This is a genomic window from Arthrobacter sp. AD-310 (genome assembly GCF_054656615.1).
On sequence record NZ_BAAHNO010000002.1, the window covers coordinates 90,122 to 115,632 of the forward strand.

The 25,511-nt window shown below is 65.6% G+C and carries 26 protein-coding genes, 2 tRNA genes and 1 other RNA gene; 12 read left to right on the forward strand and 17 right to left on the reverse strand.

From position 1 onward, the window contains the following. Positions 1 to 62: 62 nt before the first annotated feature. Genes ACYQ1Z_RS01040 through ACYQ1Z_RS01050 form a run of 3 tightly spaced genes read right to left on the reverse strand, consistent with a single transcriptional unit; the run spans position 63 to position 3,282 of the window. Positions 63 to 902 carry a sugar phosphate isomerase/epimerase family protein gene (locus ACYQ1Z_RS01040; RefSeq protein WP_459790487.1) on the reverse strand — a complete coding sequence of 280 codons (840 nt, stop codon included), beginning with the start codon at positions 900 to 902 and terminating at the stop codon, positions 63 to 65. Next, complete coding sequence (locus ACYQ1Z_RS01045) at positions 899 to 2,113, reverse strand: dihydrodipicolinate synthase family protein (RefSeq protein WP_459790488.1); 1,215 nt, start codon at positions 2,111 to 2,113, stop codon at positions 899 to 901. The genes ACYQ1Z_RS01040 and ACYQ1Z_RS01045 overlap by 4 nt, the downstream gene beginning before the upstream one ends. Further along, complete coding sequence (locus ACYQ1Z_RS01050) at positions 2,113 to 3,282, reverse strand: Gfo/Idh/MocA family protein (RefSeq protein ID WP_459790490.1); 1,170 nt, start codon at positions 3,280 to 3,282, stop codon at positions 2,113 to 2,115. The genes ACYQ1Z_RS01045 and ACYQ1Z_RS01050 overlap by 1 nt, the downstream gene beginning before the upstream one ends. A gap of 168 nt (positions 3,283 to 3,450) precedes the next feature. On the opposite strand from ACYQ1Z_RS01050, the gene ACYQ1Z_RS01055 reads away from it, so the two are divergent. The 3 genes from ACYQ1Z_RS01055 to ACYQ1Z_RS01065 are packed head-to-tail and all read left to right on the forward strand — an operon-like array spanning position 3,451 to position 6,085. Next, positions 3,451 to 4,533, forward strand: a complete 1,083-nt coding sequence (locus ACYQ1Z_RS01055; protein ID WP_459790491.1) for a LacI family DNA-binding transcriptional regulator — start codon at positions 3,451 to 3,453, stop codon at positions 4,531 to 4,533. After that, on the forward strand, positions 4,530 to 5,315 hold the full coding sequence (locus ACYQ1Z_RS01060; RefSeq protein WP_459790492.1) for an alpha/beta hydrolase: 786 nt from the start codon (positions 4,530 to 4,532) through the stop codon (positions 5,313 to 5,315). Before ACYQ1Z_RS01055 ends, ACYQ1Z_RS01060 begins: the two co-directional genes overlap by 4 nt. A gap of 53 nt (positions 5,316 to 5,368) precedes the next feature. Beyond that, entirely contained in the window at positions 5,369 to 6,085 is a 717-nt protein-coding gene (locus ACYQ1Z_RS01065) for a DNA alkylation repair protein (RefSeq protein ID WP_459790494.1), read from the forward strand. On the opposite strand, the gene mptB is transcribed toward ACYQ1Z_RS01065, so the two are convergent. Further along, positions 6,082 to 7,635: a polyprenol phosphomannose-dependent alpha 1,6 mannosyltransferase MptB gene (mptB, locus tag ACYQ1Z_RS01070; protein ID WP_459790495.1), complete on the reverse strand. Its 1,554-nt coding sequence runs from the start codon at positions 7,633 to 7,635 to the stop codon at positions 6,082 to 6,084. The genes ACYQ1Z_RS01065 and mptB overlap by 4 nt on opposite strands. A 200-nt stretch (positions 7,636 to 7,835) precedes the next feature. On the opposite strand from mptB, the gene orn reads away from it, so the two are divergent. The 3 genes from orn (at position 7,836) to def (ending at position 9,379) form a co-directional block, all read left to right on the forward strand. Further along, positions 7,836 to 8,465, forward strand: a complete 630-nt coding sequence (gene orn / locus ACYQ1Z_RS01075; RefSeq protein WP_459790496.1) for an oligoribonuclease — start codon at positions 7,836 to 7,838, stop codon at positions 8,463 to 8,465. Positions 8,466 to 8,595: 130 nt separating this feature from the next. Further along, positions 8,596 to 8,668, forward strand: a tRNA-His gene (locus ACYQ1Z_RS01080). 138 nt (positions 8,669 to 8,806) lie between these two features. Continuing rightward, the gene (def, locus tag ACYQ1Z_RS01085) at positions 8,807 to 9,379 is read left to right on the forward strand and encodes a peptide deformylase (protein WP_459790497.1); all 573 of its coding nucleotides are present in this window, start codon (positions 8,807 to 8,809) and stop codon (positions 9,377 to 9,379) included. Between the two features lie 15 nt (positions 9,380 to 9,394). On the opposite strand, the gene ACYQ1Z_RS01090 is transcribed toward def, so the two are convergent. The 5 genes from ACYQ1Z_RS01090 to rnpB form a co-directional block, all read right to left on the reverse strand. Next, positions 9,395 to 10,192, reverse strand: coding sequence for an HNH endonuclease family protein (locus ACYQ1Z_RS01090; RefSeq protein ID WP_459790498.1), 798 nt, complete (start codon positions 10,190 to 10,192; stop codon positions 9,395 to 9,397). 114 nt (positions 10,193 to 10,306) lie between these two features. After that, entirely contained in the window at positions 10,307 to 10,516 is a 210-nt protein-coding gene (locus ACYQ1Z_RS01095) for a hypothetical protein (RefSeq protein WP_459790500.1), read from the reverse strand. A gap of 74 nt (positions 10,517 to 10,590) precedes the next feature. Beyond that, complete coding sequence (locus ACYQ1Z_RS01100) at positions 10,591 to 12,069, reverse strand: glyceraldehyde-3-phosphate dehydrogenase (RefSeq protein WP_459790501.1); 1,479 nt, start codon at positions 12,067 to 12,069, stop codon at positions 10,591 to 10,593. A 240-nt stretch (positions 12,070 to 12,309) separates the two neighbouring features. Next, positions 12,310 to 12,852, reverse strand: a complete 543-nt coding sequence (locus ACYQ1Z_RS01105; RefSeq protein ID WP_459790502.1) for a TspO/MBR family protein — start codon at positions 12,850 to 12,852, stop codon at positions 12,310 to 12,312. A gap of 45 nt (positions 12,853 to 12,897) precedes the next feature. Beyond that, positions 12,898 to 13,288, reverse strand: an RNA gene (gene rnpB / locus ACYQ1Z_RS01110) — RNase P RNA component class A. Between the two features lie 57 nt (positions 13,289 to 13,345). On the opposite strand from rnpB, the gene ACYQ1Z_RS01115 reads away from it, so the two are divergent. Then, positions 13,346 to 14,110, forward strand: coding sequence for a YaaA family protein (locus ACYQ1Z_RS01115; protein ID WP_459790503.1), 765 nt, complete (start codon positions 13,346 to 13,348; stop codon positions 14,108 to 14,110). Positions 14,111 to 14,122: 12 nt separating this feature from the next. Here the strand turns inward: ACYQ1Z_RS01115 and ACYQ1Z_RS01120 are convergent, their stop codons facing one another. Both ACYQ1Z_RS01120 and ACYQ1Z_RS01125 read right to left on the reverse strand, forming a co-directional pair. After that, a complete protein-coding gene (locus tag ACYQ1Z_RS01120) occupies positions 14,123 to 14,860 on the reverse strand; it encodes a zinc ribbon domain-containing protein (RefSeq protein WP_459790504.1) in 738 nt (245 codons plus the stop codon). Between the two features lie 130 nt (positions 14,861 to 14,990). Continuing rightward, positions 14,991 to 15,914, reverse strand: coding sequence for a Nif3-like dinuclear metal center hexameric protein (locus ACYQ1Z_RS01125; protein WP_459790505.1), 924 nt, complete (start codon positions 15,912 to 15,914; stop codon positions 14,991 to 14,993). A gap of 101 nt (positions 15,915 to 16,015) precedes the next feature. Between ACYQ1Z_RS01125 and msrA the strand changes: the two genes are divergently transcribed. From msrA to epsC, 3 genes are all read left to right on the forward strand, one after another. Next, entirely contained in the window at positions 16,016 to 16,540 is a 525-nt protein-coding gene (msrA, locus tag ACYQ1Z_RS01130; protein WP_459790506.1) for a peptide-methionine (S)-S-oxide reductase MsrA, read from the forward strand. A 64-nt stretch (positions 16,541 to 16,604) separates the two neighbouring features. Continuing rightward, positions 16,605 to 17,540: a cysteine synthase A gene (cysK, locus tag ACYQ1Z_RS01135; RefSeq protein ID WP_459790507.1), complete on the forward strand. Its 936-nt coding sequence runs from the start codon at positions 16,605 to 16,607 to the stop codon at positions 17,538 to 17,540. Positions 17,541 to 17,580: 40 nt separating this feature from the next. Then, the gene (epsC, locus tag ACYQ1Z_RS01140) at positions 17,581 to 18,165 is read left to right on the forward strand and encodes a serine O-acetyltransferase EpsC (protein WP_009372911.1); all 585 of its coding nucleotides are present in this window, start codon (positions 17,581 to 17,583) and stop codon (positions 18,163 to 18,165) included. A 189-nt stretch (positions 18,166 to 18,354) separates the two neighbouring features. Here epsC and gndA read toward each other — a convergent pair whose 3' ends face one another. Beyond that, entirely contained in the window at positions 18,355 to 19,791 is a 1,437-nt protein-coding gene (gndA, locus tag ACYQ1Z_RS01145; protein WP_459790508.1) for an NADP-dependent phosphogluconate dehydrogenase, read from the reverse strand. Between the two features lie 203 nt (positions 19,792 to 19,994). Here gndA and ACYQ1Z_RS01150 point away from each other — a divergent pair, with 203 nt between their 5' ends. Then, the gene (locus tag ACYQ1Z_RS01150) at positions 19,995 to 20,720 is read left to right on the forward strand and encodes a FadR/GntR family transcriptional regulator (protein WP_459790510.1); all 726 of its coding nucleotides are present in this window, start codon (positions 19,995 to 19,997) and stop codon (positions 20,718 to 20,720) included. A gap of 167 nt (positions 20,721 to 20,887) precedes the next feature. Here the strand turns inward: ACYQ1Z_RS01150 and ACYQ1Z_RS01155 are convergent, their stop codons facing one another. The 5 genes from ACYQ1Z_RS01155 to ACYQ1Z_RS01175 form a co-directional block, all read right to left on the reverse strand. Next, complete coding sequence (locus ACYQ1Z_RS01155; protein WP_459790511.1) at positions 20,888 to 21,181, reverse strand: hypothetical protein; 294 nt, start codon at positions 21,179 to 21,181, stop codon at positions 20,888 to 20,890. Between the two features lie 103 nt (positions 21,182 to 21,284). Continuing rightward, a tRNA-Val gene (locus tag ACYQ1Z_RS01160) sits at positions 21,285 to 21,360 on the reverse strand. 111 nt (positions 21,361 to 21,471) lie between these two features. Beyond that, positions 21,472 to 22,395, reverse strand: coding sequence for an NAD-dependent protein deacetylase (locus tag ACYQ1Z_RS01165; protein WP_459790512.1), 924 nt, complete (start codon positions 22,393 to 22,395; stop codon positions 21,472 to 21,474). 3 nt (positions 22,396 to 22,398) lie between these two features. Next, positions 22,399 to 22,893: a peroxiredoxin gene (locus ACYQ1Z_RS01170; protein ID WP_459790513.1), complete on the reverse strand. Its 495-nt coding sequence runs from the start codon at positions 22,891 to 22,893 to the stop codon at positions 22,399 to 22,401. Beyond that, positions 22,890 to 23,309: a DUF3052 domain-containing protein gene (locus tag ACYQ1Z_RS01175; protein WP_459790514.1), complete on the reverse strand. Its 420-nt coding sequence runs from the start codon at positions 23,307 to 23,309 to the stop codon at positions 22,890 to 22,892. Before ACYQ1Z_RS01175 ends, ACYQ1Z_RS01170 begins: the two co-directional genes overlap by 4 nt. 426 nt (positions 23,310 to 23,735) lie before the next feature. Between ACYQ1Z_RS01175 and aceE the strand changes: the two genes are divergently transcribed. Beyond that, positions 23,736 to 25,511: pyruvate dehydrogenase (acetyl-transferring), homodimeric type (aceE, locus tag ACYQ1Z_RS01180; RefSeq protein WP_459790515.1), on the forward strand; the 1,776-nt coding region annotated here is incomplete at its 3' end.

Consider the following 25,511-nt stretch of genomic DNA (forward strand, 5'->3'; position numbering starts at 1 on the left):
ACCGGGGAGCCTTTTTATGACGGACGTCGTCGCACGTTCCGCGCAAACGCCGTCTGCGCCAATCACGTGCACGGAAGGACAAGCTCCGCGTAGCGCTCCTTCACTGTGGACAGGACGGTGTTGCCGTCGGTGTCCCAGATCTCCTGGTTGAAGATTTCCACTTCGATGTCGCCGGTGTACCCGGCGTCGCGCACCCAGGCGCCGATGGTGGCAAAGTCCACGACGCCGTCGCCCATGTATCCACGGGACAGCAGCGGGTCGGCGGCGATTGGCATGTTGAAATCACACACCTGGTAGGAGGCGATCCGGCTTTCCCGGCCGGCGCGTTCAATCTGCGCCTTCAGCTCCGGATCCCACCACACGTGGAAGGTGTCGACGGCGACGCCAACGGTTGCTGCGTCGAACGGGGCTGCGAGGTCCAGGGCCTGGCCGAGGGTGGAGATGAGTGCGCGGTCGGCGGCATACATCGGGTGCAGCGGTTCCAGCACCAGGCGGACACAGTTTTCCTCTGCGAAGGGAACCAGGTCGGCCAGCCGGTCTGCCACCCGCTGCCGTGCCGCCACAACGTCCTTCTCGCCGGGGGCGAGGCCGCCGACCACCAGGAACAGTTCCCGAGTGTCCAGGGCCACGGCCTCGAGGATTGCTGTGCGGTTGTCCGCCAGCGCTGCGGCCTGGCCCTCGGCGTCTGCTGCGGTGAGGAAACCTCCGCGGCAGAGCGAGGACACGCGCAGTCCCGCATCCTTGATCAGGCGGGCGGCCTTGTCCAGGCCGGCTTCCCCGACACGGTCCCGCCAAGGGCCGATTGAGGGGATTCCGGCTTTGACGCAGCCCTCGACAACCTGCGCAAGCGTCCACTTTTTGGTGGTGGCGCTGTTGATGGACAGCCTGGAGAAGTCGCTCATACGCCCACCCCGTTGATCCGCAGGTAGTCGGACATCCGGAACGCTGCCAGTGCGGGGTCCTTGAGCAGCCCCGCCCGGTCGGCCAGTTCGAAGGTCTTGGCGAGGTGGCAGACGGAGCGGCCGGAATGCAGGCCGCCCACCATCTGGAAGCCGGGCTGCTTGCCGTTGAGCCAGGACATAAACGCGATGCCGGTCTTGTAGTAGAACGTGGGGGCGCTGAAGATGTGCTTGCCCAGTTCCCGGGTTGAGTCCAGTATCCCGCGCGCCTTGGCGGCGTTTCCGGCGTCGTAGTTCTGCAGGGCTACCGAGGCGGCCGGGTAGATGGCCGCGAAGATGCCCAGCAGGGCGTCGGAGTGGTGGGTACCGTCGCCGTCGATGAGTTGGGGGTAGTTGAAGTCGTCGCCGGTGTAGAGGCGGACGCCTTGGGGCAGCGCGGCGCGGAGGGCAACCTCATGGCTGGCATCGAGCAGCGAAACCTTGACGCCGTCAACCTTGTCGGCATTGTCCTTGATGAGGCCCAGGAACGTACTGGTGGCCGTAGGGACGTCGTCGGAGCCCCAGTAGCCGGCGAGTGCGGGGTCGAACATGGTGCCGAGCCAGTGCAGGATCACGGGCTGGTCCACTTCCTGGAGCAGGGTGGAATAGACCTTCAGGTAGTCCTCGGGGCCGCTGGCCACCTTGGCCAAGGCCCGGGAAGCCATCAGGATGACCTTGGGTCCTGCCTCGGTGATGAGCGCGATCTGCTCGCGGTAGGACTCAAGAACGGCCTTCAGGCCGGCTTCGCCTCCTGGCAGGGAGTCGAGGTCCAGCTGGTCAGTTCCGGCGCCACAGGAGACAAGGTCCCGGACGGACTTGCCGGCGGTCGCAGGGTTGCCCGCGGACACAACCGACGCCGCTTCCACCCCGGTGCGCTTGATGAGCTGCTGGGTGGCAGCCCAGTCCAGGCCCATGCCGCGCTGGGCGGTGTCCATGGCATCGGCAACGCCCAGGCCATAGGACCACAGCTCGTGGCGGTAGGCCATGGTGGCGTCCCAGTCGAGCCGGGCCGGGGCGCCCGGGGTGTTGTCGGCGAGGACCTCCGGGATGACGTGGGCGGCGGCGTAGGCCCGGCGCGCCGTCAGCGGCGCGGCGGGGCGGGCCCAGGTGGTGGCGCCCCGCAGGCGGTATTCCCGGGTGCCGCCGTCGGAAGAGGGAAGGATGAGCGAAGTCATTAGAGGGTGATCTCCGGGATGTCGATGGTGCGCCGTTCGTCGTTGGACTGGAGGCCGAGTTCTGCAAGCTGAACTCCGCGGGCGGCGGACAGGAGGCCGAAGCGGTGTTCGCGGCCGGCGACGACGTCGCGCAGGAATTCCTCCCACTGCAGCTTGAAGCCGTTGTCCAGTTCGGCGTTGGCGGGCACTTCCTGCCACTGGTCGCGGAAGGACTCGGTGACGGGCAGGTCCGGGTTCCAGACGGGCTTGGGCGTGTGGGCGCGCTGCTGGGCGACGCACTTGTTCAGGCCGGCAACGGCGGAACCGCGGGTGCCGTCCACCTGGAATTCGACCAGTTCGTCGCGGTAGACGCGGACGGCCCAGGAGGAGTTGATCTGGCCGATGACCTCATCGCCGCCCGGCGTCTCGAGTTCGAAGATGCCGTAGGAGGCGTCGTCGGCGGTGGCCTTGTACTCCTTGCCGGCTTCATCCCAGCGGGCGGGGATGTGGGTGGCGGTCTTGGCGTTGACGCTCTTGACCTTGCCGATGATGCCTTCGAGGACATAGTTCCAGTGGCAGAACATGTCCGTGGTCATTCCCCCGCCGTCTTCCTTCCGGTAGTTCCAGGAGGGGCGCTGGGCGGCCTGGATGTCTCCTTCGAAGACCCAGTAGCCGAACTCGCCGCGGATGGACAGGATGCGGCCGAAGAAGCCTTCGTCCACGAGGCGGCGCAGCTTGACCAGGCCGGGGAGGTAGAGCTTGTCGTGCACGACGCCCGCGGTGACGCCTGCTTCCCTGCCGATCCGGGCCAGTTCAATGGCCTCTTCGAGGGTTTCGGCGGTGGGTTTCTCGGTGAAAATGTGCTTGCCGGCCAGCATGGCCTTCTTCAGGGTTGCGGCGCGGAGGCTGGTCATGGAGGCGTCGAAGATAACGTCCACGGTGGGGTCGTTGATGACCGAGTCCAGGTCCGTGGTCCACTCCGCAACCTTGTGCTTCTCTGCCAGTTCGCGGATCTTGCCCTCGTTGCGGCCGACGAGGATCGGTTCCACCTGGACCCTGTTGCCGTCTTGAAGGGTGAAGCCGCCGGCATCGCGGATCGGGAGGATGGAACGCAGCAGGTGCTGGCGGTAGCCCATCCGGCCGGTGATGCCGTTCATGGCAATACGGATTGTTTTGGTTTCGAAGCCCATGTGTCCTCCACGATGAGTGAGTTTGGATCGAGGTATTGGGAAAGCGCATTCCCGCTGCTTCAATAATGCACATCCCTCCGCGAGTTTGGCAAGCGCTTTCCGAGGTCGGCTGCCAACTGCCATAATGTGGTAACCGCTTTATTGGCCTATCGACGCCCGGGAGATGCTGTGGCTGCAAGTACCCTTACCGAAGTGGCCCGGCTGGCCGGGGTCTCCCCCGCCACGGCGTCCCGCGTCCTCAACGGCTCCGCACGCAAACCCGGCAAGGACATCGCCGAGCGGGTCCGCCAGGCTGCGGAGTCACTGGGCTACATCCCCAATGCGCAGGCGCAGGGCCTGGCGAAGTCGAGTTCCGGCCTGATAGGCCTGATTGTGCATGACATCGCGGATCCCTACTTCGCAGCGATCGCCCGCGGCGTCCAGGAGGCCGCCCGCGAACAGCGGAAAATGGTCCTGCTGGCCACCACCGGCGGTGCGCCGGCCGAGGAGAAGGAAGCGGTGGCCGCCTTCGCCGCCCGCCGCGCCGACTCGATTGTGATCGCCGGGTCCCGGTCGTCCCGCGCAGAGGACCAGGAGGACAACGCCGAACTTGCCTCCGAACTCGACAGGTACTGCCGCAACGGCGGGCGCGTCGCCGTTGTCGGGCATCCCGTCGTGGGCGCGCAGGCACCCGAGGGCTACCACGTGGTGGCCGTGCCAAACCAGGAATTGGCGCGGACGCTGGCGTCCGAGCTGGCGGCACGCTGGGATGGCGGGTTCGCCATCATCGGTGGCCCGGAAGGGCTGTTTACGTCGGACGACCGCATCCGGGGCTTCCAGGACGGCCTGTCAGGCGCGGGCCGTGCACCGGCGGAGATCCTGCGCACCTCGTTCAACCGGGCCGGCGGCTATGAGGCCGGGCTCAAAATCGCGGCGCGCATCAAAGCCGCCCGGGACGCGTCCGGTGAACCTGCAGGTCCGCAACTCTGCATCTTCGCCGTCAACGATGTCATGGCCATTGGCGCAACAGCAGCCCTGCGCGCCGAGGGCCTGCGCATCCCCCGCGACGCCACGATTGCCGGCTTCGACGACATCGAGACGCTGCGGGACTTCCGCCCCGCCCTTTCCACCGTCCGCCTGCCGCTGGAAGAAATCGGCCGGCTCGCCACGCGCGCCACCGCTCCCGGTGCAGGCAGCAGCGATCCCGACGGCGGCCTGCCGGAGCCGATCACGGGCGAGGTCACCCTGCGCCGAAGCACCGAGGCGGAATGAACGCGGCCATCGACCTCACCACCGTCCCGGCCGGGACGGAACAGGGCGCCGGCCCCCGCCCCGCGGTCCTGGTGCTTCCCGGCGGTGGATATGCCCGGCAGGCCCCGCACGAATCGGAGCCGGTGGCCGACTGGCTTGCCGGGCTGGGAATTCATGCCTTCGTACTTAGATACCGCGTGGCACCCAGCCGGCACCCCGGCCCCCTCGAGGATGCGAAAGAGGCCATGCTGCAGATCCGCGGCGGAGCGCACGGCCTGGCAATCGACCCGGCGCGGGTGGGGGTGCTCGGGTTCTCGGCCGGAGGACACCTCGCCGCGACCCTCTCCACCGCGGCGGCCACCGGGGACCCGCGCCTGGACGTGGCCGAAGCCGTTCCGGACCTCAGCGTCCTCTGCTATCCGGTTGTATCCCTGACGCACGAAGTACATCAAGGCTCCGTGGACAACCTGCTCGGCCACGCGCCGTCGTCGGACCTCCTGGCCGCCCTGTCCGCCGACGGCCAGGTGACTGCGTCCACCCCGCCGGCGTTCCTGTGGCACACGGCGGATGACGCCGCCGTCCCGGTCAGTCACAGCTTGCGGTACGCAGGGGCCCTGATGGCTGCAGGCGTTCCGGCCGAACTGCACGTCTTTCCGAGCGGCCGCCATGGCCTGGGGCTGGCCGGCGGGGAACCGGGCGTCCGGCAGTGGCCTGCCCTGTGCGCGGACTGGCTGGTGCGCGCCGGCTGGGCGTCCCGGGAAGGAACACCGCGCGCCGGGGCCGTGGCAGCCGACCGCGGTTGACGGTCCCTGTTCCATCCCCGGGAACGCGCTCCCACGGCCGATAGAGTGGCCGGATGGACAATCCTGCAAGGGTGCACGGCAGCCTGATTGCCGCCATCAAGGACCGCCTCCGCAGACAGGCGGACCCTGTCCGGGCGGCCGGGGCGCAGGCCTACATGAAGTCGCAGCTTCCATCCCTGGGCGTGCGGGTACCGGCAGTCCGCCGCATCGTCGCCGCGGCTGTTGCGGCGGCACCCTTCGCGTCGGCCGAGGACCTCCGCTCCACCGTGCTGGACCTCTGGCGCGGCGCCGGTTTCCGGGAAGAACGCTATGCGGCCATCGACCTCACCGGAAACCGCCTGGTGCGCAGCGACCTGCGCATGCTTCCGGTGTACGAGGAGATGATCCGGACCGGGGCGTGGTGGGACTTCGCCGACGGCGTCTCGGGCCGGATCTGTGACCTGCTGCAGGCCCACCGCCCGGAAATGACAGCTGTCCTCCTGCGTTGGAGCACCGACGCCGACTTCTGGATGCGGCGTGCCTCGATCACGGCCCAGCTGAAGGCGAAAGCTGCCACGGATCCCGTGCTGCTGGCCCGGGTCATCGAAGCCAACCTCGACGACAAGGAGTTCTTCATCCGCAAGGCAATCGGTTGGGCCCTGCGGGAGTACGCGAAAACGTCGCCGGAGTGGGTTCGCGCCTTCGTGGCGCAGCATGCGTCCGCCTTGAGCCCGCTGTCACGCAGGGAGGCACTCCGGCGGCTGCCGGCACCCGGGGTGCAGCCTGGCTAGATAACGGGACGTTCGACGACGGTTCCGCCGGTTTTGCGGAACAGGTGCTTTGTCTTCGGGTCCCAGAAGATGAGGTACAGCCCGAACAGCAGTCCGGTCACGGCCGCCGCCACGCGGGCAAGGGCAAGGGCAAAGCCGAGGTCCTCCGTCTGGAGGTAGGGGAAGACCTCCAGCTGGTCCGAAATGGCGTAGATCATGAAGAAGGACACCACGAAGTAGAGCGCCTTGACCTGCCAGTCATTGCGGATTCCTGTGACGGCGAACAGCGGGATGAGCCATACGACGTACCAGGCCTGGATCATGGGCGCCAGCAGGACAACAGCGGCGAAGGCAAGCGTGAGGCGCCGCATCAGCCGGTCGTAGTCGCCGCGGAAGATCTGCCAGGCGACGATGCCCACCGCCAGCAGCTTCCCGGCGTCGAAAACCCAGTCGGCCAGCAGCTTCCCGTCCAGGCCGAACGAGTTCGCCAGCGAAGCGACCACCATTCCGATCAGGCCGACGGGCGCATACCAGATATAGATACTTCCCGGCGCCGAAAGCCCGTTGATCCAGCCGAATCCAAAGCCATTCACCAGGGCCATCAGGCTTAGGAGCGCGAGGCTGAGGCTGCCGGTCAGGGCCCAAAACAGGAACCTGCGCATCCAGCCCGCTTCCCGGCCGGCCCACAGGAGCCCAATGAACGGAAGGAAGACGATGGTGATGGGTTTGACCGCGATGGAAAGTGTCACCAGGACCACGCCGCGGACTGCCCGGCGGGTCGCCGAGTAGTAAAGGCCGGCCAGTGCCAGTCCAATCATCAAGGCATCGTTGTGGACACTGGCAATGAAATTGGTCAGGAACAGCGGGTTTGCGGCGGTAAGCCAGAGCGCCCGGTTCGGGTTGATCCCGTGCAGTTCGGCGAGCTTCGGTACGTAGATCACACACAGGACCACGCCGGCCAGCGCCACGAGGCGGAACAGCATCACGCTGGCCTCCGGCTGGACGTTGGTGGACCAGACGACAAACTGCTCTATCCACAGGAACAGCTGGCCGTAAGGAACCGGGGCTTCCGTCCACATCTTGTCCGCGCCAAGCTGGAAATAGTTGGACAGCGCAGAGATGCCGTTCTCATAGGGGTTGAAGCCCTCCACCATGAGCCGGCCCTGGCCGATATAGGCGTAGACGTCCCGGCTGAACAGCGGTACACAGAACATCATGGGCAGCCCCCACGCAACCACGGCCCGAAGGGTTGCCTTCCGCGCTTCCTGGCCCCAGTCATGGACCACCTGCCCGAGGCGCAGCCAGGCACGCACCAACAGCATGGCACCCACAGCCAAAAGCACGATGGACAGGGCCACACCGGCTGCTTCGGCACGCATCCAGATGAACACGGGCATCCGCCGCAGCTCGGAAACCGGGGCCAGCCACCCGACCCCCAGGGAACCGATCAGCAGGAACATGGAACCGGCGAAACCCGCCAACAGCGGCGACCGCGGACTGTCCATGGCGGTGCCGCCCACTCCGGCAGCGGCGGCTGCCTGCTCCCCCGTCGCGGGCAAAGGCGCCGTCATCTCAGGATCGTCCAATCTTTTACGTTTGCACACGTTGTACGTTGTGCACGGCGTGCTCCCGGGTGAACTCTACAGCCGTCTTTGAACTGCCCCTTGGTCCAGCCCTCCGGGGCGCTTCCCCGGCGGCAGGGCGACCCGCCGCATACCCAAAAATCCTAGCACCGGGCTGACGCCCGGAGGTGTACCGGTAGGCTGGACCGGTGCCTATATCTAACGAACGGATTGTCTGGATCGACTGTGAAATGACCGGTCTGGACATCAAAAACGACGCCCTGATCGAGGTGGCGGCCCTGGTTACCGACTCCGAACTGAACATCCTCGGTGACGGCGTGGACGTGGTCATCAAGCCCGACGATGCCGCCGTGGCCCAAATGAACGACTTTGTCCGGGACATGCACACCAAGTCCGGCCTGCTGAAGGAACTGCCCGCCGGCAAGACCATGGCGGAGGCGGAGGCAGCCGTCATGGAGTACATCGCCGAATGGGTGCCGGACCCCCGCAAGGCCCCGCTGGGCGGCAACTCGGTCGGAACGGACCGGGTGTTCCTGTCCAGGGACATGCCGTCGGTTGTTGAGCACCTGCACTACCGGGTCATTGACGTCAGCACCATCAAGGAACTGTCCCGCCGCTGGTTTGCCCGCGCCTACTTCCAGTCCCCCGCGAAAAAGGGCGGGCACCGGGCCCTTGGCGACATTAAGGACTCCATCGACGAGCTTCGGTACTACCGGGAAGCGGTCTTCGTTCCCGCACCCGGACCCGACAGCGTCACGGCGCAGCAGATCGCCCGCCGGATCACCGCCGGCGGCAGTGCGGCACTGCCCGAAACGTAATCTGCGCCACGTTTCCAGGAATTTTTCCCGAAATGGCCGAAAGTGGACAAAGCACCCCTGAAGAGCAGGTAAGCTATTTGAGTTGCCTTTCCAGGGGGCCGGGAAGCCGGTCAGCCTGAGGGAAAACATGGTGGGCGTAGCTCAGTTGGCAGAGCGCCTGGTTGTGGTCCAGGAGGTCGCGGGTTCAACCCCCGTCGCTCACCCTCACCTGACGGCATGGAGCCGTTCAGAGAAGGAGGCCGTACCGGATATCCGGTACGGCCTCCTTTTTTTGCACCACCTCTTTTGCACCACCGCCCTGGCAGTTCCCAGCCCGGGCCGCAAGCCGAAGGACCGCTGACATGACTGTTCTGCCAATCACCATCTGGGGGGAACCGGTGCTCCACCGGCGGGCCGCCGAAGTGGAGGTGTTCGACGACGACCTGCGCACCCTGATTGCCGACATGTTCGAAACGAACGACGCCGCCAACGGTGTGGGGCTGGCCGCCCCGCAGATCGGAGTCGGAAAGCGGATCTTCGTATACAAGTACGCCAATGACGACGGCGCCCCTCCCACAGGCGTGCTGGTAAACCCCGTGCTGACATTGTCGAAGATCTCGGGTGCCGCACCTGACCCGGACGAGGAAGAAGAAGGCTGCCTTTCCTTCCCCGGGGAGCAGTTCCCGCTCAAGCGAGCGGAATGGGCCAGGGTGGAAGGCTTTGACGGCTTCGGACAACCCGTCAGGTTTGAGGCAACGGGCTGGTTTGCCAGGGTCATCCAGCACGAATACGACCACCTTGACGGCAAGCTGTATGTCAACCGCCTGATGGACCGCTATTCACGCAAAGCCATGAAGCAGGCCAAGAAAAAGGGGTGGGGCGTACCGGGGCTTACCTGGATGCCGGGTGTGGACCCGGACCCCTTCGGCCACTAGGCTCCCGGAGAACTTTTAGCCTGCGCTGATGGTTTGCTGTTCCGGGCAGGACGCCAGGACGCGTTGGATGGCGTCCTTTTCGGCGCCGGTGACCCACAGCCCGTAAGCGGCCTTGACGGAAACCTGCCGCGAGACGTAGTGGCACCTGATGGACTTGTTGGGAGGAAGCCAGGTGGCGGCGTCGCCCGCACCTTTCTGCTGGTTGGCATCCCCGTCCGCGGCGATGAGGTTCAGCGGATCATTGGCGAGGCTTTGGCGCTGTGCCGGGCTCAGGTTCCGCGCGCCCTTCTGCCAGGCATCAGCCAAGGCAACGACGTGGTCGACCTGCACCGCCCGGCTGCTGTCGGAGCCGCGGCGGAATTCGACAACCTTCCCCGTGTAGGGCTCCTGGAACCGGCCGGCCGCGACCCGGCACCCGGAGCCATCTGTGTAGGCGACGCCGGCAAGGTCCCTGCGGAGGATGTCGTTGCGGGTATCGCAGCCGTTGCGGTCCGCATCCAGCCAGGCCTGGCCGAAGGCTTCCCGGGAATAGTCGTCCCTGGCCGCCCGTCCTTTGACGGGAAGCCGTGCCAGGGCGTCGAGGGCACGCCCGGCAGGAACGCCGTGAGGGGAAACCACCGGTTTCATCCAGGCCGGATCGAACACCGGTGCTTCGGCGGGTCCCGGCGGGGCCGTTTCTGCCAGCCCGAACTGGCCGGCCGTGAAAAACCAGGAAAGTGCGGCCAGGGCGGAAACGGCGGCGGCTGCAAGGAGCGCCCAGGCCTGCCGCGACCGGCGCCGGGCCTGCCGGTAGGCGGACCAGCTGATGGTCACGGGGTTGCCTGCTCCAGGCCTGTGTCATGCACCTTTCGAGCCTAGGCCGGAGTTGGGCCGGGCCCGCCGGTTATGCACAGTGTGGAGGGCAGGTGGTGGGGGTGGCCGGAGCGGCTATTGCTCCCTCATCACCCGGCGGAGGTCTTCCTCCGCGATGGCGAGGAGCCCTTCGAGCTGCCGCACCCGGTCCTCACCGACATCTCCGGCCTGGTAGGCGGCCCGTGCCTTATCGAGAAGCCGGACCGCTTCCTTGTGGTTGGCCTTGGCGACGTCCAGGGCGTGTTCCAGGGTTGTGTCGTGCTGGAGTGTCGAATCTTTTTCCATGCCATTAGTGTGGTCCCGATTCCCGGCTGATTCCAGAGAACCAGCCGGGAATTCGAAGGACCGGCAGGAGGAGCCTAGACGGCGATGGCGGCCAGGGACTTGGCGCTTTCCTTTGCAGGGTAGGACGGCGGGTTCACACCGGCCATCTCTTCCATGACCCGGATGACCTGGCAGCTGTAGCCGAACTCGTTGTCGTACCAGACGTAGACAACCAGGTTCTTGTCCGTGGAAACCGTGGCGAGGCCGTCAACGATGCCGGCGCGGCGGGAACCGACGAAGTCGGTGGAGACAACTTCCGGGGAGTCGATGTAGTCGATCTGCTTGCGCAGGTCGGAATGCAGCGACATTTCGCGGAGGTAGTTGTTGACCTCGTCCTTGGTGGTGCCGTTTTCCAGGCTCAGGTTCAGGATGGCCAGGGAAACGTCCGGTGTGGGGACGCGGATGGAGCTGCCGGTGAGCTTGCCCAGCAGTTCGGGCAGGGCCTTCGCAACCGCCTTGGCCGCACCGGTCTCCGTGATCACCATGTTCAGCGCGGCGGAGCGGCCGCGCCGGTCGCCCTTGTGGAAGTTGTCGATCAGGTTCTGGTCGTTCGTGAAGGAGTGCACGGTTTCAACGTGGCCGTGGACCACGCCGAACTTGTCGTTGAGGGCCTTCAGCACCGGGGTGATGGCGTTCGTCGTGCAGGAGGCGGCGGAAACGATGGTGTCCGTGTCCTCGATGGTGCCGTGGTTGATGCCGTGAACGATGTTCTTCAGCTCGCCCTTGCCCGGCGCGGTCAGCAGGACGCGGGCCGCACCCTTGCTCTTCAGGTGCTGGGACAGTCCTTCGGCGTCGCGCCAGCGGCCGGTGTTGTCCACCACCAGGGCGTTGTTGATGCCGTAGGCGGTGTAGTCGATGGTGGCGGGGTCGTTCGAGTAGATGACCTGGATCCGGACGCCGTTGGCCGTGATGGTGTTGGCTTCCTCGTCCACGCGGATGGTGCCTTCGAAGGAACCGTGGACCGAGTCGCGGCGGAGCAGGCTGGCACGCTTGAGCAGGTCGTTGTCGGATCCGCGGCGCACCACGATGGCGCGCAGGCGCAGGCCATGGCCGCCACCGGCCTTTTCGATCAGGAGGCGGGCCAGCAGCCGGCCGATGCGGCCAAAGCCGTATAGCACGACGTCGGTGCTGGTGCGGTCATCCCCGCCGCGCTTGCCCACGATGTCGGCAAGTTCGGCCCGCAGGAACTCTTCGAGGGTGGCGCCGTTGCCCTCCTCCTTGAACTTCTGGTTCAGCCGGGCGATGTCGATTGCGGCGGCGCCCAGCTCCAGCTGCGCCAGCGTGTTCAACAGCGGTGCGGTTTCCTCCAGGAGCAACTCATCCTTGCTCATTCGGCGCGCGAAACGGTGCGCCTTGAGGATATTCATGGTGGACTTGTTGATCAGGCTCCGGCCGTGGATGCTGGTCACCACGTTGTTTTCGCGGTACAGCCGGCCGATCACCGGAATCATGGCTTCGGCGAGGGCCTCCCGGCCCATCCACGTATCAAGACAAGAATCTGACGTCTGGCTCACAGAACTACCTTCCTCGGTTCAGCCGCATACGTCCTCGTACGCGGATGTCTGCCACCTGATGATGTCCAGGGGCGCCCGCGCCTGCAGGGTTCGGCCCCCAGGCGCGTGGATCGTGTGCAAAGAAAAACCGCCGGCTGCGAACGCAGTTCCGGCGGAAGAACCCCTACGTCCGGAATCCATTCTAAATTGGCAGGCCCGGCTAAACAGGTCTGTGTCGCGTGAAGTCACTCACACGCGCAGTCAGTTGTGCAGGGCCGAGTAGAAGTTCAGGCTGGAGGAGAACACCACCCAGGAAAAGTAGGGAAGGACCAGCAGCCCGGCGCCGGTACTGACAGGGCCGAAGCGGAGGATCAGGAACACCAGCGAGAGGGCCAGGGCGGTTATGACGCCGAAGGCGGCCCAAAGCGCGGCGGTGCCCAGCACGGGATACAGGCCAAAGAAGGCCAGCGGCCAGCCTGCGTTGAGCACCAGCTGGACGATGTACCCGGCAAGGGTCTGGCCCTTGAGGGCTCCCTTCCGCCAGACCAGCCACGCTGCGACGGCGACACCGGCGTACAGCAGGATCCACATGGACCGGAACATCCATCCCGGCGGCATCCAGGGCGCTTTCACCGAGGCGGCGAACCAGCCGGACGAGTGGAGGATGATGGGGATCGAGGCAGCGGCCCAGGCTGCAGTCGAAAGGGCAAGGAAACCCAGCAGCGCCACGGCCTGGCCTACCAGGCCGGACGTGCGCAGGAAGGTCGTTCGCGGCGCCGGTTGCGGATCGGTCTTTGCGTGCACGTTTCAGGATCCCCAACAAAGCTTTCAGTGTCAGAAACAGCTTAATGGATGGGACAGCCGATACGCCGGGTTCTGTGCCTCTCCTCCCGTTACCGGGAAGGGAGCGGCGGCCATCCATCTAGGAGTACCGTTGCCGGCACCCTCCAGCGGCCTACCCGGACACTCGGGCGGGCAGCCCTCGAACGTGTCCTGTCTGGCCTTGCTCCGGGTGGGGTTTACCTAGCCTTCCCGGTCACCCGGGAAGCTGGTGGTCTCTTACACCACCGTTTCACCCTTACCCGCGCTCCCCTGTCCGGGGACAAGGGATGCGGGCGGTCTGTTTTCTGTGGCACTTGCCTGCGGGTTACCCCGAGTGGGCGTTACCCACCACCCTGCCCTGCGGAGCCCGGACGTTCCTCGAGCCACTTGCGTGACGCGCGGCCGCCTGGCTGTCCCATCCGCGTCAAGTCTACCGGCGGCGGAGGGCGTCTTGCGCCGCCGGTAGTATCGGACGGTGCTGATTCTGCTTCCCCCCTCCGAAGGCAAGACGCCCGCAGTGCGCGGCGACGCCGTCGACTGGCCGTCGCTGGGCTTTCCAGCGATCAACCCGTACCGCGCAAAAGTGCTGGAAGCGCTGGGAACGGTGAGCGCCCACGAGGACGCCCTTGAACTGCTGGGCGTGGGCACCTCGCTTCGGGCCGACGTCGAACGCAACACCCGCCTGCATGCCGAACCGGCTGCGCCGGCGCACACAATCTACTCGGGAGTCCTGTACGACGCGCTGGGCTACAGCAGCCTCACTGCGGCCCAGCGCCGGAAAGCGGACGAGTCGGTGCTGGTGGTCTCGGCCCTGTGGGGCGCCATCCGCTTTGGTGACAGCGTGCCTGCCTACCGGCTGTCCATGGGAACGGCATTACCCGGCGTCGGCCGCCTCGCCGCATTCTGGAAACCCCTCCTCGCCGACGCCCTGAAAGAGGTGGCCGAAGGCCACCTCCTGGTGGACTGCAGGTCCAGCACCTACGCTGCCGCATGGGCACCGCCTGCGGAAGCGACCGTGACGGTGACTGTCCTGACGGAAGTGAAGGGCGTGCGGAAGGTGGTCAGCCACTTTGCCAAGCACACCCGCGGCGAACTCGCCCGGCACCTGCTGGCGCGCCGCGGAAAGGCCCCGGCCACCCCGGAGCAGCTGCTCAAGGCTGCGCGGGAAAAGTGGGACGCCGAACTCGTGCCCGGCTCCGCGCGAAAGCCGCACGCCCTGAACGTCATTCTGCCGGGCTGACGCTCCCGGCGGTCAGGCCCACTCTTCGGAGCGGACCAGGATGGCCCCGGAATCGGGGCAGAAGACGATGTCGTCGGCGGACGCCGCGTTGATTTCTGCAAGGTCCCCGGGGCTGAGTTTCATGCCGGACGCCTCCGAGGTTCCATGGAAGAGGCGGGCTGCGCCCACTCCACGGCGGGCGAGCGTCTTGTCATAAACGGCGAGCATCCCGGCGTCCAGGCCCTGCGCGAATTCCGCCCTTTGGGTCCGCATATCGGCGGCCTCGGAATCAACAGCCGCCAGTGCACCGTCGAGTTCGGCGCGGATCGCCCCGAAGGACCCCTGGATGTCGTCCACGATTGCCTGCTGGGCCGCCTGGCGCTCCCGGAGGGTGTCCAGCCGCTCCAGCACTTCCAGCTCCACGTCCTCCAGGTCCGAACGGCGCTTGTTGAGGGAGGCGATGTCCTTTTGCAGGGCCACCAGGTCCTTGGACAGTCCCGTCCCGCTGTTCAGCCGTGCCTCATCGCGTTCGATGCGGGCGGCTACCTGTTCCACGTCGGCCTCTGCCCGCTTCAGTTCGGCTTCGGCGTCGTGGACAGCCACCTTGGCTGCCCCGAGTTCCCCGTTGGCCACTGCAAGGGCTGCCTCCAAATCCTTGATTCGGGGGTCGGCCTCGAGGGCGCGGCGGCGGTTCGCGAGCGACTTCAGCTTCGCGTCAAGGCCCTGCAGCTCGAGCAACTTCAACTGTTCCGCCGGTGCTGCCTTCGCCACTGTTACCTCCGCTTCATCACTGCCGGCCGGAGCCGGGCACCCCTACGGCGCTTCCTTGACTCTAGCGCCTGGCCTGCTGCCGTGCCCGCCGGGCAACCTTCCAGGACCAGGGATTTCCTCAACGTCCCGCTCAGCCGGGTGTCAGGATGAAGTCCCAGGGATCGCTGTTCGTGGCACTCACCTGGATTTCGACGTCGTGCCCCTGGTCCGTGAGGACATTGCCCAGGGCTGCGGCCGCGGCGGGCAGCCACAGCCATTCGCTGGCAAAGTGCGAGACGTCCACCAGGTAGGGCCGGCCGTTCACTGCAGCTTCCCTGGCTTCCGACGCCGGGTGGTGGCGGAGGTCCGCCGTGACGTACACATCGGCGTTGCTGGCCCGGACCTCGTTGAACAGCGAATCGCCGGCCCCGCCGCAGACGGCGATGCGCCTGACCAGGCCGTCCTTGTCCCCGGACACCCTGACTCCCCCGGCCACAGAAGGCAGGATGCCGAACACGCGGGCCGCGAAGTCCCCCAAAGTCATGGCGTCCTCAAGGTCACCCACCCGGCCAATGCCTTCTTCGGGCAGGCCGTTTGCGGCTACGGTCAGCGGGGCCACGTCACGAAGCCCCAGGGCGTCAGCCAGGACGTCGGAGACACCTCCGACCGCGGAATCACCATTGGTGTGCACGGTCAGCAGCGCCGTGCCCGACTCGATCAGGCGGTGCACAGCACGGCCCTTGGCTGTGGTGGCGGCTACTGACGTGACGCCCTTGAGCAGCAGCGGATGGTGGGTGATGAGCAGTTCGGCACCCCACTCGACGGCTTCGTCAATGACCTCCAGGGTGGGATCGACGGCGAACATCACCTTGGTGACGGGCGCGGAAGGATGCCCCGCCACGAGTCCCACCTCGTCCCAGTTCTCAGCAAGGGATTCAGGCCATAGTTCCTCGACGGCGAGCAGCAGGTCACCAAGGGTGGGGGCGCCGGGGGACCGCTCTGCGGCAGCGCCGCCGTCGCGGTCCTGGTCTTTTCCGCCCTGGGCGCCCGTAACGTCGCTGTCCACTGGTTCCATAGTCTTAGTTTTACCGCATCGTCCCGGTGACGCCCGCACCCGACCGCTTCCCGCGCAACGGCACAGGGAATCATCCGGGGCTGCCAACCATTGAAGAGGTCATGAAAACTTTTGTTCTGGGCGGAGGCTGCTTCTGGTGCCTCGACGCCGTCTACCAGAAGACCAGGGGCGTCACAGCGGTGGTGTCGGGCTACACCGGCGGGCATGACCCCTACCCGGACTACTACTCCGTCTGCAGCGGCACGACGGGGCACGCCGAAGTCGTCGCCGTGACCTTCGACGAGGACGTCATTCCGGCAGAGGTCATCCTGGACATGTTCTTCGCCCTGCACGATCCCACGACGCTGAACCGGCAGGGGTACGACGTCGGAACCCAATACAGGTCGTCCATGTTCTACGAGACCACGGAGGAGAAGATCCTGTTCGAGGAGGCCATCGAACGGAACCAGGCGCTGTGGCGGAACCCGATCGTGACCGAGGTCAGCCGGCTGCCGCGGTTCCATGTCGCCGAGGAATTCCACCAGAACTACTATGCGAAGCATCCCGAGCAGGGGTACTGCCAGGTGATCATCAATCCAAAGCTCGCCAAGGCCAGGAAATATTACTCTGCATGGCTTAACGCTTAGCCACGGTTACGCCGCCTCGTTAGGCTGACCTCAGTATCCACCCCTCAGAGATAGGCGTATGTACATGGCACGGATCTATGACGACGTAACGCAGCTGGTCGGCGGCACCCCGCTGGTCAAGCTCAACCGGCTCAGCGAAGGGCTGGACGCGACCGTCGCCGTGAAGCTGGAGTTCTACAACCCGGCCAACAGCGTCAAGGACCGTATTGGCGTTGCCATCGTCGACGCCGCTGAGAAGTCCGGCGCCCTCAAGCCGGGCGGCACCATCGTTGAAGGCACCTCGGGCAACACGGGCATCGCCCTGGCCATGGTGGGTGCTGCCCGCGGTTACAAGGTCATCCTGACCATGCCGGAAACCATGTCGACCGAGCGCCGCGTTATGCTGCGCGCCTTTGGTGCCGAGATCGTCCTGACCCCGGGCTCCGAGGGTATGCGCGGTGCGGTGGAGAAGGCCCAGGAAATTGTGGCCAACACCGAAAACTCCATCTGGGCCCGCCAGTTCGCCAACGAGGCCAACCCGGAGATCCACCGCAACACCACCGCGGAGGAAATCTGGAAGGACACCGACGGCGGGGTGGACATCTTCGTCGCCGGCGTCGGCACCGGCGGTACCGTGACCGGCGTCGGCCAGGTCCTGAAGGAGCGCAAGCCGGGCGTCCAGATCGTTGCCATTGAGCCGAAGGACTCTGCCATCCTCAACGGCGGCGCTCCCGGCCCGCACAAGATCCAGGGCATCGGCGCGAACTTCGTACCGGAAATCCTCGACACCAACGTCTACGACGAGGTGCTGGATGCCACGCTCGAGGACTCGGTCCGCGTGGCCCGTGACCTGGGCGTCAAGGAAGGCATCCTGGGCGGCATCTCGTCCGGCGCGATTGTCTGGGGTGCCCTGGAGCTGGCCAAGCGGCCCGAGAACGCGGGCAAGCTGATTGTCGCCGTCGTCTGCGACTTCGGTGAGCGTTACATCTCCACCGTGCTCTATGACGACATCCGCGGCTGATTAGGTCCGCCGTCCGCCCGTTTCCTGTAGAAAGATCTTTGTGGGCTTTTTCGCAAGACTGAAGGAAGACCTCGACGCCGCCCGGTCGCACGACCCGGCGGCTCGAGGTTCTTTTGAGAACTTTTTCGCCTATTCCGGCCTGCACGCCATTTGGATCCACCGGCTGACGCACCGCCTTTGGCAGAACCCTGCACTGCGCTTCCCCGCGCGGCTGATCTCGCAGCTGGGCAGGTTCGCGACCGGCATCGAGATCCATCCCGGCGCCACCATCGGCCGCCGGTTCTTCATCGACCACGGCATGGGCGTGGTCATCGGGGAAACCGCCGAAATCGGCGAGGACGTCATGATGTACCACGGGGTGACCCTTGGCGGCCGCTCCCTGGCGCGGATCAAGCGCCACCCCACCATTGGCGACCGCGTCACCATCGGTGCTGGAGCCAAGATCCTTGGTCCCATCACGATCGGACGCGACAGCGCTGTGGGCGCAAATGCAGTGGTGGTCAAGGACGCGCCGCCTGAATCGATTGTCACGGGTGTTCCCGCCAAGTGGCGCCACCGGGACGCGCAGCGGGAAACCAAACCCGCAGTGGATCCCGCTGAATACGACATCGAATACCGGATCTAGGTCCGGCGCTTAGCCTGCCCGGGGCTGCCCGGCCGCCACGTTGGACAGGCGGCCGGGCAGTCCTTTTTGCGCAGCGCCGGTCAACGGACGACCGCAGCGTCGATGGCCGGGGATCGCCGGAAACGGCAACGGCCGGTGGTCCCCGGAATATCCGGGAACCACCGGCCGCTGCCGTTGTTGGCTTCGAGGTTAGTGGGTGTCCACCGCTTCGATTTCTGACTTGTCCTCGCCCCACAGGGTGTGGAAGGTGCCCTCGGCGTCGACTCGGCCGTAGGTGTGTGCACCGAAGAGGTCACGCTGGCCCTGGATCAGTGCGGCGGCAACGCGCTTGCGGCGCAGGCCGTCGTAGTAGGCCAGTGAGGAGGAGAACACCGGAACGGGGATGCCCAGCTGCACGGCAGTGGCCACCACGCGGCGCCATGCCGGCAGCGCATCGGCGATGGCCTTGGTGAAGGCCGGGGCGAACAGCAGGTTGGCGGGCTTCTCGTCTGCCGCGTAGGCCTTGGTGATGTCCTTGAGCAGTTCGGCGCGGATGATGCAGCCGGCGCGCCACAGGGAGGCGATTTCGTCCAGCTTCAGGTCCCAGCCGTACTCCTTGGCGGCCGAGGTCAGCATGTCCAGGCCCTGTGCGTAGGAAACGAGTTTGGAGGCGTAAAGTGCCTGGCGCACGTCCTCGACGAAGGTCTCGGGGATTTCGACGGCGGATTCCCCGCCTTCCAGCAGTTCCTGGCCCAGCTTGCGCTGGCCTGCCTGGGAGGACAGGGCGCGGGCGAAGACGGATTCGGCGATGCCGGAGACCGGGGAGCCCAATTCCAGCGCGGAGATGACGGTCCAGCGGCCGGTACCCTTCTGGCCGGCAGCGTCCACGACGACGTCGACGAACGGCTTGCCGGTCTTGGCGTCGACGTGGCCCAGGACCTCGGCGGAGATTTCGATGAGGAAGGAGGACAGTTCGCCCTTGTTCCACTCGGTGAAGATCCTGGACTGTTCCGCCGGCTCAATGCCCGCTCCGGAGCGGAGCAGGTCGAACGCTTCGCCGATCACCTGCATGTCGGCGTATTCAATGCCGTTGTGGACCATCTTGACGAAGTGGCCGGCGCCGTCGGTGCCCACCCAGGCGCAGCAGGGCTCGCCGTCGACCTTGGCGGAGATCTTCTCCAGCAGCGGGCCCAGGGCCTTGTAGGACTCCTTGGAACCGCCCGGCATGATGGACGGGCCGTTCAGCGCGCCTTCCTCGCCGCCGGAGACACCGACGCCCACGAAGTGCAGGTCCTTCTTGGCAAGTGCGGCTTCGCGCCGGCGCGTGTCCTCATAGTGGGAGTTGCCCGCATCGATGATGATGTCACCAGGTTCCAGGAGCGGTTCGAGCTGCTCGATGACCGAGTCAACCGGCTTCCCGGCCTTGACCATGATCAGCACACGGCGGGGCTTTTCCAGGGAGTCGACGAGTTCCTGCAGGCTTTCGGTCCGGACGAAGTCGCCCTCGGAGCCGTAGCGTTCCAGCAGCGCGTCCGTCTTTTCGACAGAGCGGTTGTGCAGAGCGACCGTGAAGCCGTTACGGGCAAGGTTGCGGGCGAGGTTGGCGCCCATCACCGCGAGGCCGGTGACACCGATGTGTGCAGACATCAAAAACTCCACTTCATTGCTTTGGGACAGATGGCGCGGCGGCTTCCCGGTCTGGAACCCGCCGGCTTAAAACTGCGGTCGGAATAAAGCATATATATTCCGGACGTAACAGGAAAGTAACCACCATCGTTTTCGCGGGTATATGTCTGCGCGGGCCCGAAAGGCGCCAGGTTCGGTGGCGCGTTCCCACTAGGCTTAGCTCCATGACCAGCAGCCTGCACCAACGTGCCATCGAGAACCTCGGCACCCGGATCATCTCGGGCGAGCTCCCTGCCGGCCATGTCATGCTTGCTGAACAGCTCGAGGACGAACTGAAGGTGTCGCGCTCGGTCATCCGCGAAGCAGTCCGTGTCCTGCAGTCGCTCGGACTGGTGGAAACCACCAAGCGGGTGGGTATCCGGGTACTGCCGGCGAGCCGGTGGAACCCGTTCGACGCCCAGGTGATCCGGTGGCGGCTGGCCAGTGATGCCAGGGGCGCCCAGCTGCGCTCACTCGCCGAGCTCCGCGCCGCCGTCGAGCCCGCAGCGGCCGAACTGGCGGCCCAAAATGCTCCTGCCCCTCTCCGCCTGGAACTGGTGGACGTTGCCTACGCAATGCGGGACGCCGGGCACAACGGCGAAGTGCCACGCTTCCTGGAACTGGATATCCAGTTCCACTCCCTGCTGCTTTCCGGTTCGGGGAACGAAATGTTCGCCAACCTGATGGGCCAGGTGGCGGAAACACTCACAGGCCGGACGGTTCACGGCCTTATGCCCGACCACCCGCATGAGGGCGCGCTGCAGTGGCATGTGGACGTCGCTGAGGCGATCGCCCGGGGTGACGCGGCGGCAGCCAGGGCGGGATCGGACCGCATCATGCGCCGCACCATGACCCGGATGGCCGGCACCTGGACAGAGCAGCCACGGGTTTTTATCCCCGTCAACCGCTGATTCCAGGGCCGTAACCGGCGGTACCCATACGCCCGCGACACATTCGGCGATAACTTCTTGTTTCCGACTGTTTTCGGTATATTCATTTCAGGCCCTCCACCGCGGCATCCCCCAATAGTCGCGGTGGAGGGTTTTCCAATGCCCGGCTGCAGCTTTTGGGGCCGGCGCTAGGCGGCGTACATGGCCCGTTCCCTCAGCCTCCAGCCGCCGCCCAGCCCATCGCGTTCGAGCAGCATCGTGGTGAGGGGCGAGTTCGCATTGTTCCCAAGACGCACCTGTACCTGGAGGACCTCGACGTCCACCCTGCTGCTGCCGCCACGTGGCATGCGTTTGTTGCTCTCCCACCAGTTGATCCGCTCGAACCATCTAACCGGTTCGGCACCAACGCGCCATTCGCGGCCCCTGCTTAGCACCGCCGTCGGTATTCCATCCCTGCCTGCGCGGACAATTACGTGTTCCATGCCTGAACGCTATGGCAGGGCAGCGACATTCCCCCCGGCCGGTCCGGAACAGCAAAAAACCCCGCACATTCCGGATCTGAAGCCGGAATGTGCGGGGTTGTGCTGGTGGGTCCTACCGGGATCGAACCGATGACATCCACGGTGTAAACGTGGCGCTCTACCAGCTGAGCTAAAGACCCATGATGCCGAGCCGGGCGTTACCGCCGCAACCAACGAACATAGACTCTACCTGACCGGCAGCCGTAAACGCGAATCCGGCCGTTCCGCGTGCCCGTGCCGCACACCGGACATTAGAGCGGGGGCAGTTCCGCCGCGAGCCAGCTCAGCGACTCCGTGACTCCCGCCTCAAGCTTGATGGCTGCCTTGTCGTCCCCGCGGGTGTCTCCCCTGTTGATGATGACCACGGGTTTGCCCTCTTTGGCTGCGTGCCGGACAAAACGGAGGCCGCTCATGACGGTCAGCGATGAACCGGCCACCACCAGGGCGGCGGCTTCGTCAACCATGGCGTAGGACTTTTCCACCCGGTCCCGGGGCACGTTTTCACCGAAGTAAACGAAGTCGGGTTTCAGGGTTCCCCCACACGCCGGGCATACGGCGACGACGAAGCTGCTGATGAGTTCCTGGTCTTCGACGGTGGCGTCCGCGTCCGGCGCCATCTCCACGAGCCCGCTCCGCCTGGCGCGGTCCAGGAAGTCGGGATTGAGTTCTTCCAGCATTCCGGCCAGAAGCCGCCGGGAGTACGTGCGTCCGCAGTCGAGGCAGACCACCTGGTCGTACCTGCCGTGGAGGTCGACGACGTTGCGGCTGCCGGCATCCTCATGCAGGCGGTCCACGTTCTGGGTTATCAGCCCGGTGAGGTATCCGCGGCGTTCCAGCTCCGCGGCGGCGTAGTGGCCTTCATTGGGATCCGCGTGCCGCAGGTGTGACCATCCGATGTGGTTCCGGGCCCAGTAGCGCTGCCTGTTTGCCGCCTCGCGGACGAACTCCTGGTACGTCATGGGCTGCCTGGGCGGCGAACCGGGGCCACGGTAATCGGGAATGCCGGAATCGGTGCTGAGTCCCGCTCCGGTGAGCAGCGCAAACCGGGTCCCTGCCAGGAGTTCGCGGATCCTTCCCAGCGTCTCCAGGTCGGTCGCGGAGGGCTTTGCCCGGGGCGACGGTGGCATGCTGGCAAAACCTGTCAGCCCCACACCGTGCCGGCGCCCCTCCTCCATACGTCAGTCCTGCTCGAGGCCTGCCAGCGCGGCCCTGTACTCATTCAGGTCACGCGCCTGCCCGCGCGGATTCACTACGGTATAGCGGATCGTGCCGGCCGCGTCGATGATAAAGGTGCCGCGCCGGGCCATTCCGGTTTCGGGGTCGAAGACGCCGTAGGCGCTGGCCACCCTGCCGTGCGGCCAGAAATCCGAGAGCAGGTCGAAGCTGTAGTTCTCCTGGCCTGCATAGGCCCGCAGGCTGAACTTGCTGTCGACGGAGATGGCCAGGACGACAGCGTTGGAGTCCTCGAAGACAGCCAGGTTGTCACGGATTTCGCAGAGTTCACCAGTGCATATGCCGGAGAAGGCGAACGGGTAGAACACCAGGACCACGTTCTGGCCGCGGAAGGATGAAAGCCGTACGGGCTCACCAAACTGGTTGGGAAGTTCGAAGTCCGGCGCGGTTCCGCCTATGGCAGGGACAGCAGCGGGGTCAGCGGCAACCGCCGCCGTCATTTGTTCTTCCTGCTGACCAGCCGGCTGGCGCTCCAGTCCTTGGACACACCGGCGGACGTGGTGACGTGCAGGCCGGCAGTCGGGGCGGCCTCCTGGATGTCGGCCGGGGAAACGTACCCGTCCCTGCCGGACTTGGGGGTGAGCAGCCAGACAACGCCGTTTTCACGGAGCGTGGTCAGCGAGTCCATCAGGCTGTCCACCAGGTCGCCGTCGCCCTCGCGCCACCAGAAGATGACGGCGTCCGCCACCTCGTGGTCGTCTTCGTCCAGCAACTCTGAACCGGTGAGGTCCTCGATATCGTCACGCAAGTCGAAATCGACGTCGTCGTCGTAACCGAACTCCTGAATCAGATCCCCATTCTTGAAACCCAATTTTTCCGCCACATTTACCGAAGTGGCGGCGTCGGCCTCGCTCACGTGTTCCTCCAATGCCTCGTATATGCGGTGCGCATAGTGATTTCCATTACTCCCAAGCCAACACCCTTTGGGCCTGCGCTTCAAGCTGCCGCCCCCGCGATGGCGCATATTCTGCGTCACACCGGGTGCGCCAGCCGTGGCGTGCACCAGCTTTTGTCACACAACCAGTATGACGTCGAAATACAACCGGGGTGCCCGGGCCGCGGCTACGCATCCCCATGTTGTGAGGGCTAGAGTGGCTGATGACAACTATGCCTGCAGGACAACATCCTTGTATCTCCGTGCAGACATAGGAGCTCTAGGACCCTGCCCGGCACACATGCCCGGGCTGTTGTAACCGATACGTCGCACACGGCGTATATACGCCGGGCAGTCACCCTGCCTGGCCTGAGTGCGCCGATTCACGCGCGCAAAGAGAGGTTGGACGTGGCTGCAGGAGAAGATACCTCCCATATCCTCAGCGGGTTGACTAACCAGCTGCCTGATCGTGATCCGGAAGAGACTGCCGAGTGGGTTGAGTCCCTGGATGCGTTGATCAGGGAACAGGGCACCGAGCGTGCCCAATACATCATGCGGAGCCTGCTGCAGCGCGCGGGCGCGCAGAGCGTCGGGGTGCCGATGGTGACCACCACCGATTACGTGAACACGATCCCGGTGGACCAGGAAGCACCGTTCCCGGGCAACGAGGAATACGAACGCCGCTACCGGGCCTACATGCGCTGGAACGCGGCCGTGATGGTCCACCGGGCCCAGCGGCCCGAGATCGGTGTCGGCGGGCACATCTCCACCTACGCCGGGGCCGCGACCCTGTACGAGGTCGGGTTCAACCACTTCTTCCGCGGCAAGGACCACCCCGGCGGCGGGGACCAGGTCTTCTTCCAGGGCCACGCCTCCCCCGGCATGTACGCCCGCGCGTTCATGGAAGGCCGCCTCACCGAGAAAGACCTGGACGGGTTCCGGCAGGAAAAGTCCCGCGAGGGCCACGCCCTGTCCTCCTACCCGCACCCGCGCCTGATGCCGGACTTCTGGGAATTCCCCACCGTGTCCATGGGCATCGGCCCGATGAACGCGATCTACCAGGCCCAGTCCAACCGGTACCTGCACAACCGCGGCCTGAAAGACACCTCCGACCAGCAGGTCTGGGCGTTCCTGGGCGACGGCGAAATGGACGAGCCCGAATCCCGCGGCCTGCTCCAGCTCGCCGCGAACGAGAACCTGGACAACCTGAACTTCGTGATCAACTGCAACCTCCAGCGCCTGGACGGGCCGGTGCGCGGCAACGGCAAGATCATGCAGGAACTCGAAGCGTTCTTCCGCGGCGCGGGCTGGAACGTGATCAAGGTCGTCTGGGGCCGGGAGTGGGACGACCTGCTCACCCGCGACACCCACGGCGCGCTCGTGAAAATCATGAACGAAACCCCCGACGGGGACTACCAGACCTACAAGGCCGAATCCGGCGGGTTCGTCCGCGAACACTTCTTCGGCAAGGACCCCGCCACCAAGGACCTCGTCGCGGACCTCAGCGATGACCAGATCTGGAACCTCAAACGCGGCGGCCACGACTACCGCAAGGTCTACGCCGCCTACAAAGCCGCCACCGAATTCAAGGGCAAACCCACCGTCATCCTCGCCAAAACCGTCAAAGGCTACGGACTCGGACCCCACTTCGAAGGCCGCAATGCGACGCACCAGATGAAGAAACTGACTCTGGATGACCTGAAGAAGTTCCGCGACCACCTGCGGATCCCGGTCACCGACGAGCAGCTTGAGAAGGACCCGTACCAGCCGCCGTACTATCACCCCGGTACCGACGCCCCGGAAATCCAGTACATGATGGAGCGCCGGGCAGCGCTGGGCGGTTCGGTGCCGGAACGCCGCTCCAAGCACGCCGAGATCACCCTGCCCGAGGCGAAGTCCTACGAGGTGGCCAAGCGCGGCTCGGGCAAGCAGCAGGCCGCCACCACCATGGCCTTCGTCCGCCTGCTCAAGGACCTGATGCGGGACAAGAACTTCGGCAAGCACATTGCCCCGATCATCCCGGACGAGGCCCGCACCTTCGGCATGGACGCGTTCTTCCCGACCGCGAAGATCTACAACCCCAAGGGCCAGAACTACCTCTCCGTGGACCGGGACCTCGTCCTGGCCTACAAGGAATCCCCCGCCGGGCAGCTGATCCACCCCGGCATCAACGAAGCCGGCGCC